Origin of the sequence: Streptomyces sp. NPDC102451 (genome assembly GCF_044765485.1) — a bacterium.
GTDB lineage: Bacteria > Actinomycetota > Actinomycetes > Streptomycetales > Streptomycetaceae > Streptomyces.
In genome coordinates, this window is record NZ_JBIWKD010000003.1 from 673389 (window position 1) to 686430 (window position 13042).

Sequence of the window (13042 nt, forward strand, 5' to 3'; positions counted from 1 at the left end):
TTTCGTTGGTTATAGAATCTTCCCTGTGAGCAGCAGCGAGGATTCCGCCCTTGAGGCGTTGGGCGTGCTGAGCGATCCGGTTCGGCGCGGGCTGTACCGGCACGTCACCGGGACACCGGGGGAGGTGGGCCGGGACGCGGCCGCCGAGGCGGCCGGGGTCTCCCGCTCGCTGGCCGCGTTCCACCTGGACAAGCTGGTCGAGGCCGGGCTGCTCGAGGTGAGTTTCCGGCGGCTCTCGGGGCGCAGCGGCCCGGGATCCGGGCGGCCCTCGAAGATGTACCGGCGAGCCGAGGGCGAACACACGGTCTCCGTACCTCCCCGTTCCTACGACTCGGCGAGCCGGCTGCTCGCCGAGGTGGTGGAGCGGGCCGGGCTCGACGGGGAGCTGCAAGCGGCGGCACGGGCGGCAGGGGAGGCCGAGGGACGCGCCTCGGGGGGCGGGACCGATCCGGTCGAGGTCCTGCGGGCACGTGGGTACGAGCCGTTCCGGGACGGCGGGAAACTGCGGCTGAACAACTGCCCGTTCCATGCGCTGGCGGACCAGTTCCCCGCTCTGGTCTGCGGGATGAACCTGGCCGGCATCGAGGGACTGCTCGCCGGACTGCCGGACGGCGAGGGCTGGAAGGCGTCGATGGACCCCCTGGCGCGCGGGTGCTGCGTCGCCCTCGAAGCCACCGAGGAGAGCTAGCGGGGCACCCCCGATTTCTAAAAAAACATCCATTGACTTTAGAGAGTTCGCCCGGGCATGCTTGCCCCCGTGAACGAATTCCAGCTTGCCCAGGTCAACGTCGGCCGCCTGCTCGCCCCGCTCGACAGCGCCCAGTCGTCCGACTTCGTCGCGCACCTTCCGGAGATCAACGCCGTTGCCGACCAGGCCCCCGGCTTCGTCTGGCGCATGGTGGACGACGGCGGGGCCGACTCGACGAGCCTGCGCCCCGAGGACGACGACGACCTGCTCCTGATCAACTGCTCGGTCTGGGAGTCGGTCGAAGCGCTGCACGACTACACGTACCGAAGTGCGCACCTCAAGGTGCTGGCACGCCGCCGCGAGTGGTTCGAGCGTCTCGCCGACTTCCACCACGCGATGTGGTGGGTCCCCGCCGGGCACCGCCCGAGCGTCGCCGAGGCGATGGCCCGCATCGCCCTGATCCGCGAGACCGGCGAAGGACCCGAGGCATTCACCTTCCGATCCCCCCACCCCGCGCCGAGCAGCTCACCGGCCCTGTAGGGCATCAACCGCCCCCGGAGGCGGACCGGATGAAAGAATCCGATGATGCCCCTCTCCTCACACCGGCCCTCCGCCCCTTCGGTTCCGTCGCCGGAAGCGGTCACCGCCTCGGCCTCCGGCTCCTGGACCCTCGGCGACCTGACGGTCAACCGCCTCGGCTTCGGCTCGATGCGCCTCCCGCAGAACGGCGCCGCGTTCGCCGACGCCGCACCCAGCGACCGGGCCCGCGCCCTGACCGTCCTGCGCCGCGCCGTCGAGCTGGGCGTCAACCACATCGACACCGCCGCCTTCTACTTCTCACCGCTGCGGTCCGCCAACGAGCTCATCAACAGCGCACTCGCCCCGTACGCCGACGACCTGGTCATCACCACCAAGGTCGGCCCCGGCCGGGACCCCTCCGGCGCATGGGTGTGGGCCACCCCGGAGCAGCTGCGCGGCCAGGTCGAGGAGAATCTGCGCCAGCTCGGCCGCGACCACCTGGACATCGTCAACCTGCGCCTCGCGGGGAGCCAGGCCTCCGCCTCGGTCGCCGATCACTTCGGCACCCTCGCCGAACTCCGCACCGCCGGACTCATCCGTCACCTGGGCATCTCCCACACCACCCCGGAACAGCTCGCCGAGGCCCAGGGCATCGCCCCCGTGGTCTGCGTACAGAACGCGTACGGCATCGACTCCCCCGCCGAGCACCACGCCTTCCTCCGGGCCTGCGGCGAACAGGGCATCGCCTTCGTACCGTTCTTCGCCATCGCGGGCGCGGGGCGCGAGCAGGGCTCGAACGGCACCCGGAGCGAGGCGGTGGAGGCCGTAGCACGCCGCCACGGGGCGACCCCCGCACAGATACGGCTGGCCTGGACGCTCCACCAGGGGCCGCACGTGCTGGCCATCCCCGGCACCGGCAACCCGGACCACCTCGTCGAGAACGTGGCCGCCGGGGCGCTGCGGCTCAGCGACGAGGACCTGACCCTCCTCGCGCCATGAGCCGGGCCGAGCGCGGGGCCGGGACCACAGCCGGGGCGGGGGCCGGGCAGATCCTCCGCTGGAACCTCTTCATCGGCGGCCACCTGAGCTCCTCCGTACCCGTACGCCTGGTCGAACGTACGGACGAGGGCCAGTTGGTGTGGCTGGAGACCGGCACCCCGATGTGGCGTACGGAACTGCCCCGTGGAGCCCACCTCCGGGACATCCCGCCCGAGCACCGGCCCGCGCACGGCTATCCGACGACGGCCGACCGGTGGCCCCTGGGCAGCGCGCTCATCCACCAGCCGGCCGGAGCCGGCCACGCGGTGTTCTGGTTCTTCGGACGCAAACAGAAGTTCGGCGGCTGGTACGTAAACCTGGAACACCGGACCCACCACGGCGAGGACATCGACGTGGCCGACCACGAGCTGGACATCACCGTGGCGGCGGACCGCAGCTGGCGATGGAAGGACGAGCGGTCGTTCGCCGAGAAGACCGGGCACCCCGCCTACTGGTCCACGGAGGAGGCGGCGGCGATCCGCACCGAAGGGGAACGCGTGGCCCGTCTCGCCGAGTCGAGAACGTTCCCGTTCGACGGATCCTGGTGCGACTTCAAGCCACCGTCCCACTGGACGACACCACCCCGAGGCCCGGCCCCCGTACGCACCGTGCTCTGACCCGGGGCGCCGGGATGCCTTCCCCGTAGGCCCTCTGATGACGCGTCGGCCGGAAGCCACCGGCGCGCACACGGCTCTCGAACAGCGCGTACGAATGACCCGCGTCCCGTGAACGCATCAACCGAGCCCGGAACCCATGGCCACCGTCGTTGCTAGCCGTCACACCGCGTGATACACAGAGTAACCATGCATATGCAGGCTAATCCCCACACGAGCCGCAGGTCAGGGCGGCTCCTCCGGTCAAACGTGCGAGATCCGGGTAAAGGGACCCGGGAAGGCGTCGTGCGATGCCGGTTTCATCAGCGAAGATAGAGGTCGACCCGTGTCGCACGGCGCGGGCTGCGAACTACCCAACAGGGGCGGTGACTTACATGATCCTGGCAGCTGAAAAGGGCGACATCACCACCATCATCGGCGGAATCGCCCCGAACTGGGGGCCGTTCGGGACCCTGGGCAACGAGGCGCGCATCATGATCGAGGTGGTGATGGCGGTCGCCATCCTGCTCTGTCTCGGCATCGCGATCTGGGGTGCGGCGAAGCAGCGCATCGGCGCGACGGCGCTGCGCGACACCTTCAGCGCGGAACAGGGCAAGGGCCTGATCGTGGCAGGGCTGACCGGGGTCTTCATCATCGGATCACTGGGCACGCTGTTCACCATTGTGTACGGCATGGCTGTCTGACCGGCTGTCAGCCCGCGATCCCGCACCGGGCCCACCCCCGTCCGTCCCACATCATCCGTCCGTCGTGCCCACCGGCAGAGGTTGCGTCCCCTGATGTCGAGTCACCACACCGCGCCCACGCGGAAACCAGCACCGCTACCGTCGTACTACGCGGAACTGCACACGGCTGAGGGGACGTACGCGGCATGAGCCAGGGCGACGAGCGCGGCTACGGCGGCAACGAGCCGGGCCGCACGGACGACGCGTACAGCACCCTCGGCGGGACGCGCCAGACGCGCACGCGCCTGCCCGGGGGCGACGACGACGGCTACGGCCGTCGGCCCGCCCGGAGCTCCCGCTCGCTGATCATGGTCGTGGGTGTGGTGGTCCTGCTGATCGCGGCGATCGCGTTCGCGAACCAGGGCGGGGGCCGCGGGTCGGACGGCGGCACCGAGAAGAAGTCCGACGCGGCGGGGGCAGGCCCCACGGCAGCGACGGGCACGAAGCCGGTCCAGGGCAAGAACGGCACGATCGCGTCCGGCTTCGCGCATGACGAGCAGGGGGCGCAGAGCGCGGCGGCGAACTACGCGGTGGCGCTGGGGTCCGCGGACATGTTCAGCAAGGACAGTCGCCACGACATCGTGAACACCATCTACACGCCCGAGGCTGCGTCCGCACTCACAGGTCCGCAGGACTCCGCGTACTCGACCGATTTCCTCAGCAAGATGGGGTTGGACGCCGACGGCAAGGCGCCACAGGGCAGCACCTTCATCTCCCGGACGATCCCCGTGGGCACCAAGGTGGTGGCCTACAGCGCATCAGCCACCACGGTGGATGTCTGGTACACCGGCCTCATCGGCATGTCCGGGCCGAGCTCAACGGATCCTGTGAGCACCTCCTGGAAGACCTGGACTGCTGAACTCGTGTGGGCCGACGAGGACTGGAAGATCACGAGCGACAAACAGAAGGACGGTCCTGCTCCGGTGCCCGGCGATGTCGCCGCTTCCACTTCGGACGAGATCAGCAAGGCTGTCGAGGAGTACGGAGGCTTCACTTATGCCAGGTAGCCGCCGGTTTAGCTTCCGCACAATCCTCGCAGCACTAGCCGCAGTGCAAACCACTGCTGTCCTTCTCGCGACCCGGGCGGTTGCCGCACCTTCCCCCACGCCCACGCCCAGCGAAAGCAACAGCCCTTGCGACCTGCTCATCGGTCCTGCCAAGGAGTACTGCGTTGACGGCGACTCTGCCAGGGGCACCCGCACCACCCCCTCCGTCACCGACGACGCCCTGGACCCCCTCTCCTCCCTCGCCCGCGGCTGCGCCGACGCCGCCGCCTACCTCGTCGGGAAGCTCAGCGAAGCCGTCGAGAGCACGGCGACCGTCGACTTCACCAATTCCACCTTCCTGAAGCAGTACTCCGTCGTCTTCGCCGCCTCCACCATCCTCACCCTGGTCCTGTGGCTCTTCGCCGTGGCCAAGCGTGCCGTCAGGGGCGTGCCGTTCACCACCGCGATGTCCGAAGCCATCGGCTTCCTCTGGCTCACGGTCCTGGCCTCCGCCTTCACCCCGCTCATCCTGTACGTGGTCGTCTCGGCCACCGACGGCGTCACCGAGGTCATCTCCAGCGCGACCGGCGGGCAGACCGATGTCTTCTTCGGGTCGTTCGCCGAGGCGCTCAAGAAGGGCACCGACATCGGCGGCGGCCCCATCATGCTGATCGTCGTCTCGCTCGTGTCGATCCTCGCCGCCGGCATCCTGTGGCTGGAGCTCGTGATCCGGGCCGCCCTGCTCTACGTGGGCGCCCTGCTGGGCGTCGTCGTGTACTCCGGGCTCGTCGACAAGAACATGTGGGGCCACGTCCGTCGCTGGGCGGGCATCATGATCGCCGTGATCATGGTGAAGCCCGTCATCGTCATCGTGCTCGGCCTCGCCAACGCCCTCTCCGCCGACGACGGCCCCAACGCCTTCTCGGCCGTCGTGTCCGGCCTCGCCATCATCCTGCTGGCCATCTTCGCCTCCGCCATGATCTACCGCTTCGTCCCCGGCTTCGGCGACGAGATCCAGGGCGCCCGAACCAACCGTAAGCAGGCCACCGACGGCTCCCAGGCCGCCGCGATGATCAGCTCGCCCGCCGCTCTCGTCTCCCAGGGCATCAAGACGCACAGCGGCCGCAGCGGCGGCGGTGAAGGCGGTGGCGGAGGCGGCGGTGCCCGGCCCGCCAACCCGGTCAGCGGCGGAGTCGCCGCCCACAGCTCCCGTAACCCGGGCGGAGGCGGAAGCGCGCCCTCGCCCCGGAGCGGGTCCGGGCCCACCTCCGGCACCCCCCACGGCAGCCGCTCCCCGCGCGGCGGTTCAGGCAGCACAGGTAACACGAGCACAGGAGGTGGAGGGCGTTGACGACCCAGTCCCACACGATCGCGCCCCGCCGTACGTATCTCATCGGCCGCGCCCGGCCGAACGCGATCGTCGGCAAGAACCGTGAGACGGGCGAGATCGCGCTGATCATCGCCGGAGCGTTCCTCGGCATGATGAGCGGACTCCTCGTCCCGGTGCTCTCCCTCCGGATCGTGACGCTCGTGGGCTTCCCCATGCTGGCCCTGGCCGTCGTGTACTTCCCCTACAAGGGCCGCACCTTCTACAAGTGGTTCGAGATCAACCGCAGCTTCAAGCGCACCCTGCGCCGCGGCACGGCCTACAGGTCCACCGCCATGGAGGCCGGGGTCAGCGCCGACGGGCGTGAGGTGGAGATCGGGCCGCCGCCCGGCATCGGCAGGATCAGCTGGCTCGCCGCACCGTTCGGGCCGGACGAGATCGCCGTACTGCTGCACGCCGACCGGCGTACGGTCACCGCCGCCATCGAGATCGAGGGCCCCGGAGTCGGCCTGCGCGACAGCGAGGACCAGGAAGCCCTGGTCGACCGCTTCGGCACCCTGCTCAAGCACGTGGCCAACGGCGACGGCTTCGTGACACGCCTCCAGATGCTGGCCCGTACGCTGCCCGCCGACCCCGACGCCCACGCCAAGGACGTCGCCCAGCGCGGCGACAGGTCCGCGCCCGGCTGGCTCCAGGAGTCCTACGACCAGCTCCAGTCGATGGTGTCGACCTCCAGCGAGCAGCACCGCGCCTACCTCGTCGCCTGCATGCACTACAGCCGGGACCTGGCGGCCGAGGCCAACGCCATGGCCCGCGCCGCCCGCCCCAAGGGCGGCCGCAAGATCGACCGGGACGCGGGTCTCGCCGTCGTCATGGCGCGCGAGCTGACCGACATCTGTGCCCGGCTCGCCGAGGCCGACATCCGGGTCCGCCAGCCGCTCGGCCAGAGCCGGCTGGCCTCCCTGGTGCACTCGATGTACGACCCGGACCACCCCATCGACCACATCCAAGCGATGACGAAGCGCAACGCCTGGCCCGCCGAGCTGGACGCGGTCGAACCGACCTTCCTCCAGGCCAAGACCCGCGAGTCGACGACGCGCGCCCCCTGGTGCCACTCGACGGCCTGGGTGAAGGAATGGCCGATGACTCCCGTCGGCGTCAACTTCCTGGCCCCCCTCCTCGTCCACACGCCCGACGTGATCCGTACGGTCGCGGTCACCATGGACCTCGAACCCACCGAGGTCGCCATCGAGCGGATGCTCACGGAGAAGACCAACGACGACGCCGAGGCGAGCCGCCAGGCCAAGATGAACCGCACGGTCGACCCGCGTGACATCGCCGCCCACGGCAGGCTCGACCAGCGGGGTGAAGATCTGGCGAGCGGCGCCGCCGGGGTGAACCTGGTGGGGTACATCACCGTGTCGTCCCGGTCCCCCGAGGCACTCGCCCGCGACAAGCGGACGATCCGGGCCTCGGCCGGCAAGTCGTATCTCAAGCTGGAGTGGTGCGACCGGGAGCACCACCGCGCGTTCGTGAACACCTTGCCGTTCGCCACCGGCATCCGTCGCTAACGAGAGGGCAGTCACGCCATGCGAGATCCGCTGTCCGCGTTGTCGGATGCGTTCACCGCCTTCCTCTTCGGGAACGTGGAGACGACCCGACTGCCGGTGCGTACGTCGACGGGCCAGGCCCAGGCCGTCTACCTGCCGACCGCCGCGCCCGGCCTCGGCGACTCCGGCGTGATCATCGGGCGTGAGGTGTATTCGGGCAAGGGCTACATCTACGACCCGTTCCAGCTGTACGGGCAGCAGCTCCCCGCCCCGCACTGGCTGGTCCTCGGTGAGTCCGGCAACGGCAAGTCGGCGCTGGAGAAGACCTATGTGCTCCGCCAGCTCCGCTTCCGCGACCGCCAGGTCGTCGTCCTGGACGCCCAGGGCGAGGACGGCGTCGGCGAGTGGAACCTCATCGCCGAGGAACTGGGCATCACGCCCATCCGCCTCGACCCGACCGCCGCGCTGAACGACGGGATCCGGCTCAACCCGCTCGACCCGTCGATCACCACGACCGGACAGCTCGCCCTGCTCCGCACGATCATCGAGGTCGCCATGGGACATGGCCTCGACGAGCGTTCCGGCTTCGCGCTCAAGGTCGCCCACGCCTACGTCAACGACACCATCGTCGACCGGCAGCCGGTCCTGATGGACATCGTGGAGCAACTCCGCCACCCGAAGCCCGAGTCCGCCGAGGCGATGAACGTGGACATAGACGACGTACGGGCCTGGGGCCTGGACGTCGCCCTCGTCCTGGACCGGCTCGTCGACGGTGACCTGCGCGGCATGTTCGACGGCCCGACCACGATCGGCATCGACCTCGACGCACCGCTGATCGTCTTCGACCTCTCGCACATCGACCGGAACTCCATCGCCATGCCGATCCTGATGGCGATCGTCGGCGTGTGGCTGGAGCACACCTGGATCAGGCCCGACCGGAAGAAGCGCATCTTCCTCGTCGAGGAGGCCTGGCACATCATCAACTCCCCGTTCGTGGCACAGCTCTTCCAGCGTCTGCTGAAGTTCGGCCGGCGCCTCGGGCTGTCCTTCGTCGCGGTCGTCCACCACCTCAGCGACGTCGTCGACGGAGCCGCGGCGAAGGAGGCGGCGGCCATCCTGAAGATGGCCTCCACCCGCACGATCTACGCCCAGAAGGCGGACGAGGCGAGAGCGACGGGCAAGGTCATCGGCCTGCCCAGATGGGCGGTCGAGATCATCCCGACGCTGACCCCGGGCATCGCCGTATGGGACGTCAACGGCAACGTGCAGGTCGTCAAGCACCTGATCACCGAGGCGGAACGCCCCCTGGTCTTCACCGACCGGGCGATGACCGAGGGTTCCGCGGTGGACCTGCTCCCCGAGGACGTACGGGCCGCGGAGCTGGAGGCGGAGCAGCGGGCGGCGCGGATCGAGCACCAGCAACGGATGGACGAGTCGTCCGAGTCGACGGTGGCATGACATGGCACGCCAGGCACCAACCGGTCCGGGGCGCGGCGGCGAGGGCCAGGGCGGCGTCCCGGACGGCCTGCTGATCGGCCTGCTGGTCTTCCTCTTCGGGCTGACGGTCCTGGCCTGGACGGCCACGGGCCTGGCGGGACTGTTCGCCCACGGAGGCTGGCCGGACGGCGTCACGTTCACACGGACACCGCTGGCCCTGCGCGCCCTGGCCGTGGAACCGACGGACCTGCCGGGTGCCTGGCCGGACACCCCACCGGGCACACTCTCCGGATACGGGCTGTTCTGGGGCCTGTTCATCGGCGAAGTGATGGTGCTGCTGGTCCTGACGGTGTTCGTGGTGGGCGTGGTGACGCGCTGGCGGCTGGTCCGGAAGCAGAAGAGCGCGGCCCCGGCACCGTACGAACCGGAACCGGGCCCCGTACACACACGCCCCGCACCCGTCGAAGCCGCCCCGGCCCCCGCGCCCGCACAGACGGCCCCAGCACCCACCGTCCCGTACGCACAGGAGACCGCCGCGCCTCTCGCCGCGTACGTACAGGAGACGGCCCCGCTGCTCCCCACGCCCCGTACCCCGCATGTCCTCTACGGCGCCTCGGCCACCCGCCGCCCCGCCGTCGTGCAGGCCATCCGGGACGCCGACGGGCCCGCCCTCGTCGTGACCTCCGACCCCACCGTCTGGGCCGAGACGAAGGATGCCCGCAGCAAGCTCGGCCCGGTCCTCGTCTACGACCCCGGCCACCTCTGCGACACCCCGGCCCGGCTCCACTGGTCCCCCGTCGTCGGCTGCGAGGACCCCGCCGTCGCGGCCTCCCGGGCCGCCGCCCTCCTCGCCCCCGTCAGCCCCCTGGCCAGGGCCGACACGGCCGTCGCCGACACCGCCCGGACCCTGCTCCAGTGCTGGCTGCACGCCGCCGCCGTGGACGGCCGCCCCTTCCGCCAGGTGCACCGCTGGGCCTCCGGCTCAGGCGGCCACGAACCGGTCCGTGTGCTCCGTACGCACCCCAAGGCAGCCTCCGGGCTCGCCGGGCTCCTGGAGTCCGCGCTCACCGCGTACCCCGAACGCCGCGAGATGGCGCAGGAACTGACGGTGCGGGCCTTCGAGGCCCTCTCCTCGGTCCACATCCGTGAGGCGTGCACGCCCAACCGAGCCGATGCGCTCGTGCTGGATTCTTTTGCACGTGAAGGGGGAACGCTTTATGTGGTCGGTGAACCCATCGAGGATCCTCACCACCACCCCGGTGCGATGCCCCTGCTCACCGCACTCGCCTCGCACGTGGTCGAGCACGGCCGCCGCATGGCCGCACGGTCAACCGACGGTCGGCTCGACCCACCAATGTCGCTCGTCCTCGACGACGTGGCCGCCGTGGCTCCGCTCCTCCAGCTGCCGGAACTGCTGGCGGCCGGCCAGGACCAGGGGATGCCCGCCCTGGCCCTGTTCCGCTCCGAGGAGCAGGCCCGAGCCCGCTGGCGGGAACGCCTGCCGGCACCCGGGCCAGGCTGATCGCGGCGGGAGCCTCTGCTACGTCCGACGGCGGATTTCGAACTCCAGCTCCAGAGCCGTCGGATCACCCTCCATCGGCAGCGTCCGCCCGGTCGGGACGAAACCGATGCGCCGGTAGGACGCCTCGGCCCGCGCGTTGGCCTCGTGGACGTACAGCCGCACCCGCTCCAGCGGCGGCCCGGCCAACGCCCAGGACCAGTCGATCGCCTCCCGGAACAGCGCGTCCACCACCCCGCGACCCCGATGGCCGGGCCGGACGAACACCCCGGCCAGGTGGGCCTGGTCGACCTCGGCGGCCTCCCCGAAGCCCGGTTCGCCGGCCGCCCGCTCGACGAGCACCGACACCGTCCCCGCCCACTGCCCGTCGGGCGCCTCGGCGATGAACTGACGGCTGTGCTCCCCCGCCGCGGCCCCCGCCGTGCGCTCCTGCCAGAAAACATCGGGCTTGGTCAGCGCCTGCTCGTACGTCTCCAGGAAGGCGATCGAGGCGACCGGATCCCGCAGCGCCGCCAGCCGGATCTCCTTGGCCCGTGCCCACTCCTCTGCCCGCACCGCACGTACGACGTAGTCCATCAGCCGATCGTGCCCTGACGCCCCCCACCTCGGCAAACGAGATACGGAGCTGTCAGCCGTCCGGCGAAAGGGCGTTCTCGGCGTGCCCCACGGACAGCGCGGTCCGACGACGGCGAAACGCCCTGCTGACCGGCGTACGGGAGGAAGCGGGACTGCCCGTACGCCTCCCGTTCACGGCGCCCCCTCTCCGGCATCCGCGACGTGGCGACCGGCGACGCGGTCGTCGCACCGAGCCTCACCCGCCGGCTCCTGGACGCCTACGCCCACCACCTCGCGGAATCGACGGTGAAGACACACGTCACCCGCATACTCGCCAAGACCGGATCCCGGGACCGCATCCAGGCCGTGATCCTCGCGTACGACACCCGCCTGGTGAACCCGCGCTAGCCGGTGGTCCGGTCGCCCGGGGTGCGGTCCGTACGCCGAGCGGCTCAGGCCTCGCGGACGAACGTCGCGCAGTCCGGACAGTCGTCGAGATACCGATGCCGGCAGTCGGCGGTGTGCCGCAGGAAGGTGATCGCCTGCTGCCTGGCGGCGATCTCGGCTTCCAGCGCGGCAATCTTCCGCGCCACCACCACCTGCGCCTGCGACTTCACCGGCGCCATGGCCGCGACGACCTCCGGCAAGGACAGCCCGACGCGCCGCAGTTTCAGCACCGTGCGCGCCTGTTCGAGAGCGCCGTCGTCGAAGACGCGGTAGCCGCTGCCGTCGCGGCGTACGGAGAGCGCGCCGACCTGCTCCCAGTGCCGGAGCACATGAGCCTCGACCCCGAGTTCTGCGGCGGCTTCCCCGATCGTCCTCACAATGCGCGCCTTGCCTTCATGTCGACGTGAACCCCTAGCGTCCCCCATATGCCTGAACCTACGCCCGCCACGGGCGCCCTTCAGAAGTCGTCGGTCCTGGTCACCGGGGCGACAGGCAACCTCGGCCGCGAGGTGGCCGCCCGTCTCCAGGCCAAGGACGCGCGCGTACGCGCTCTCGCCCACCGCCGTACCGGTCCGCGCCCCGGAGTCGAGTCGGTGACCGGCGACCTGACCGACCCCTCGGTGGCCCGCGCCGCACTCGCGGGTATGGACACCGTGTTCCTCGTCTGGCCGCTGCTCGACACGGACCACGCCCACCCCCTGATCGAGGCACTCACCGAGGCCGCGCCCCGTGTCGTCTACGTGTCCTCGGCCGCGATCGACGACGAAGCCATCCGCCAGAGCGACCCCATCGTCCAGGTGCACGCCGACATGGAAGCCCTGCTCCACGGCGCCGGCCTACGCCCCGTCGTCCTGCGGAGCGACACACTGGCCTCCAACACCCGTGGCTGGGCAAGCCAGGTGAGAGCAGGAGACGTGGTGGCCGGCCCGGACATCGCCCGTACCCCCGTGGTTGATGAGCGCGACGTCGCCGACGCGGCCGTCGCCGCCGTGTTGGGCGTGCAGGAAGGCGAACTGGACCACGAAACGTATGTGCTGACGGGACCTGAGCCGCTCGGTCGCGCCGACCAGGTGAGCCTTCTCGGGGCCGCGCTGCGGCGACCGCTGCGCTTCGAAGCGGTCCCCGCCGAGCTCGCCCGCGCCCGCATGCTCGCGGATGGACGCCCGGAGCAGCTGGTGGAGGCTTTGATCGCCGCATCGCTGCACCGGCCGGAGTCGCACCAAGTCACCGACCACGTCGAGCGCCTCACCGGTCGCCCGTCCGGCACCTTCGCCCGGTGGGCCGTCGATCACGCGTCCGAGTTCAACTGACCGACCCGTAAACGCAGAAAAGCCCCGTGCCACAAGGGCACGGGGCTTTCCCGGAATAATTGTTCGGCGGCGTCCTACTCTCCCACAGGGTCCCCCCTGCAGTACCATCGGCGCTGAAAGGCTTAGCTTCCGGGTTCGGAATGTAACCGGGCGTTTCCCTAACGCAATGACCACCGAAACACTATGAAATTAACCAACACCGGAACAAAACACGGCCGTTCGTTATTTCAGAACTAACACAGTGGACGCGAGCAACTGAGGACAAGCCCTCGGCCTATTAGTACCAGTCAGCTCCACCCGTTACCGGGCTTCCACATCTGGCCTATCAAC

The 13042-nt window shown here is 70.1% G+C and carries 13 protein-coding genes, 2 rRNA genes and 1 pseudogene; 12 read left to right on the forward strand and 4 right to left on the reverse strand.

The genetic code is table 11. The features are described 5' to 3' along the window. Positions 1-25 precede the first annotated feature (25 nt). The 10 genes from ACIRD8_RS10305 (at position 26) to ACIRD8_RS10350 (ending at position 10403) form a co-directional block, all read left to right on the forward strand. Positions 26-688, forward strand: coding sequence for a helix-turn-helix transcriptional regulator (locus ACIRD8_RS10305; RefSeq protein WP_403988646.1), 663 nt, complete (start codon positions 26-28; stop codon positions 686-688). A 69-nt stretch (positions 689-757) separates the two neighbouring features. Next, positions 758-1228 carry a DUF3291 domain-containing protein gene (locus ACIRD8_RS10310; protein WP_403988648.1) on the forward strand — a complete coding sequence of 157 codons (471 nt, stop codon included), beginning with the start codon at positions 758-760 and terminating at the stop codon, positions 1226-1228. 45 nt (positions 1229-1273) lie between these two features. Beyond that, positions 1274-2206: an aldo/keto reductase gene (locus ACIRD8_RS10315; protein ID WP_403988650.1), complete on the forward strand. Its 933-nt coding sequence runs from the start codon at positions 1274-1276 to the stop codon at positions 2204-2206. After that, positions 2203-2862: a DUF402 domain-containing protein gene (locus ACIRD8_RS10320; RefSeq protein ID WP_403988652.1), complete on the forward strand. Its 660-nt coding sequence runs from the start codon at positions 2203-2205 to the stop codon at positions 2860-2862. The genes ACIRD8_RS10315 and ACIRD8_RS10320 overlap by 4 nt, the downstream gene beginning before the upstream one ends. Positions 2863-3233: 371 nt before the next feature. After that, entirely contained in the window at positions 3234-3542 is a 309-nt protein-coding gene (locus ACIRD8_RS10325; protein ID WP_014047394.1) for a hypothetical protein, read from the forward strand. Positions 3543-3727: 185 nt separating this feature from the next. Then, complete coding sequence (locus ACIRD8_RS10330; protein ID WP_403988654.1) at positions 3728-4588, forward strand: hypothetical protein; 861 nt, start codon at positions 3728-3730, stop codon at positions 4586-4588. After that, on the forward strand, positions 4578-5918 hold the full coding sequence (locus ACIRD8_RS10335; protein ID WP_403988656.1) for a hypothetical protein: 1341 nt from the start codon (positions 4578-4580) through the stop codon (positions 5916-5918). The genes ACIRD8_RS10330 and ACIRD8_RS10335 overlap by 11 nt, the downstream gene beginning before the upstream one ends. Further along, a complete protein-coding gene (locus ACIRD8_RS10340; protein ID WP_403988658.1) occupies positions 5915-7465 on the forward strand; it encodes an SCO6880 family protein in 1551 nt (516 codons plus the stop codon). Before ACIRD8_RS10335 ends, ACIRD8_RS10340 begins: the two co-directional genes overlap by 4 nt. Before the next feature lie 18 nt (positions 7466-7483). After that, complete coding sequence (locus ACIRD8_RS10345) at positions 7484-8902, forward strand: ATP-binding protein (RefSeq protein WP_403988660.1); 1419 nt, start codon at positions 7484-7486, stop codon at positions 8900-8902. A 1-nt stretch (position 8903) separates the two neighbouring features. Next, complete coding sequence (locus ACIRD8_RS10350) at positions 8904-10403, forward strand: type VI secretion protein (protein ID WP_403988662.1); 1500 nt, start codon at positions 8904-8906, stop codon at positions 10401-10403. Between the two features lie 18 nt (positions 10404-10421). On the opposite strand, the gene ACIRD8_RS10355 is transcribed toward ACIRD8_RS10350, so the two are convergent. Next, positions 10422-10976: a GNAT family N-acetyltransferase gene (locus ACIRD8_RS10355; RefSeq protein ID WP_403988664.1), complete on the reverse strand. Its 555-nt coding sequence runs from the start codon at positions 10974-10976 to the stop codon at positions 10422-10424. A gap of 183 nt (positions 10977-11159) precedes the next feature. Here ACIRD8_RS10355 and ACIRD8_RS10360 point away from each other — a divergent pair. Next, positions 11160-11363, forward strand: a pseudogene (locus ACIRD8_RS10360) (DNA-binding response regulator); the annotation flags it as partial. A 44-nt stretch (positions 11364-11407) separates the two neighbouring features. Here ACIRD8_RS10360 and ACIRD8_RS10365 read toward each other — a convergent pair. Continuing rightward, positions 11408-11779: a MerR family transcriptional regulator gene (locus ACIRD8_RS10365; protein ID WP_403988666.1), complete on the reverse strand. Its 372-nt coding sequence runs from the start codon at positions 11777-11779 to the stop codon at positions 11408-11410. A gap of 48 nt (positions 11780-11827) precedes the next feature. On the opposite strand from ACIRD8_RS10365, the gene ACIRD8_RS10370 reads away from it, so the two are divergent. Beyond that, the gene (locus tag ACIRD8_RS10370; protein WP_403988668.1) at positions 11828-12712 is read left to right on the forward strand and encodes an NAD(P)H-binding protein; all 885 of its coding nucleotides are present in this window, start codon (positions 11828-11830) and stop codon (positions 12710-12712) included. A 61-nt stretch (positions 12713-12773) separates the two neighbouring features. Here ACIRD8_RS10370 and rrf read toward each other — a convergent pair. Then, positions 12774-12890, reverse strand: a 5S ribosomal RNA gene (rrf, locus tag ACIRD8_RS10375). A 79-nt stretch (positions 12891-12969) separates the two neighbouring features. Beyond that, positions 12970-13042: ribosomal RNA gene (locus tag ACIRD8_RS10380) — 23S ribosomal RNA — on the reverse strand; the annotation flags it as partial.

Excerpts from the sequence above, each read along its gene's own strand:
- ACIRD8_RS10315 (WP_403988650.1), top strand. The coding sequence starts at position 1,274 with ATGCCCCTCTCCTCACACCGGCCCTCCGCCCCTTCGGTTCCGTCGCCG.
- ACIRD8_RS10355 (WP_403988664.1), bottom strand. The coding sequence starts at position 10,976 with ATGGACTACGTCGTACGTGCGGTGCGGGCAGAGGAGTGGGCACGGGCC.
- ACIRD8_RS10370 (WP_403988668.1), top strand. The coding sequence starts at position 11,828 with ATGCCTGAACCTACGCCCGCCACGGGCGCCCTTCAGAAGTCGTCGGTC.
- ACIRD8_RS10345 (WP_403988660.1), top strand. The coding sequence starts at position 7,484 with ATGCGAGATCCGCTGTCCGCGTTGTCGGATGCGTTCACCGCCTTCCTC.
- ACIRD8_RS10335 (WP_403988656.1), top strand. The coding sequence starts at position 4,578 with ATGCCAGGTAGCCGCCGGTTTAGCTTCCGCACAATCCTCGCAGCACTA.
- ACIRD8_RS10325 (WP_014047394.1), top strand. The coding sequence starts at position 3,234 with ATGATCCTGGCAGCTGAAAAGGGCGACATCACCACCATCATCGGCGGA.
- ACIRD8_RS10350 (WP_403988662.1), top strand. The coding sequence starts at position 8,904 with ATGGCACGCCAGGCACCAACCGGTCCGGGGCGCGGCGGCGAGGGCCAG.
- ACIRD8_RS10330 (WP_403988654.1), top strand. The coding sequence starts at position 3,728 with ATGAGCCAGGGCGACGAGCGCGGCTACGGCGGCAACGAGCCGGGCCGC.
- ACIRD8_RS10320 (WP_403988652.1), top strand. The coding sequence starts at position 2,203 with ATGAGCCGGGCCGAGCGCGGGGCCGGGACCACAGCCGGGGCGGGGGCC.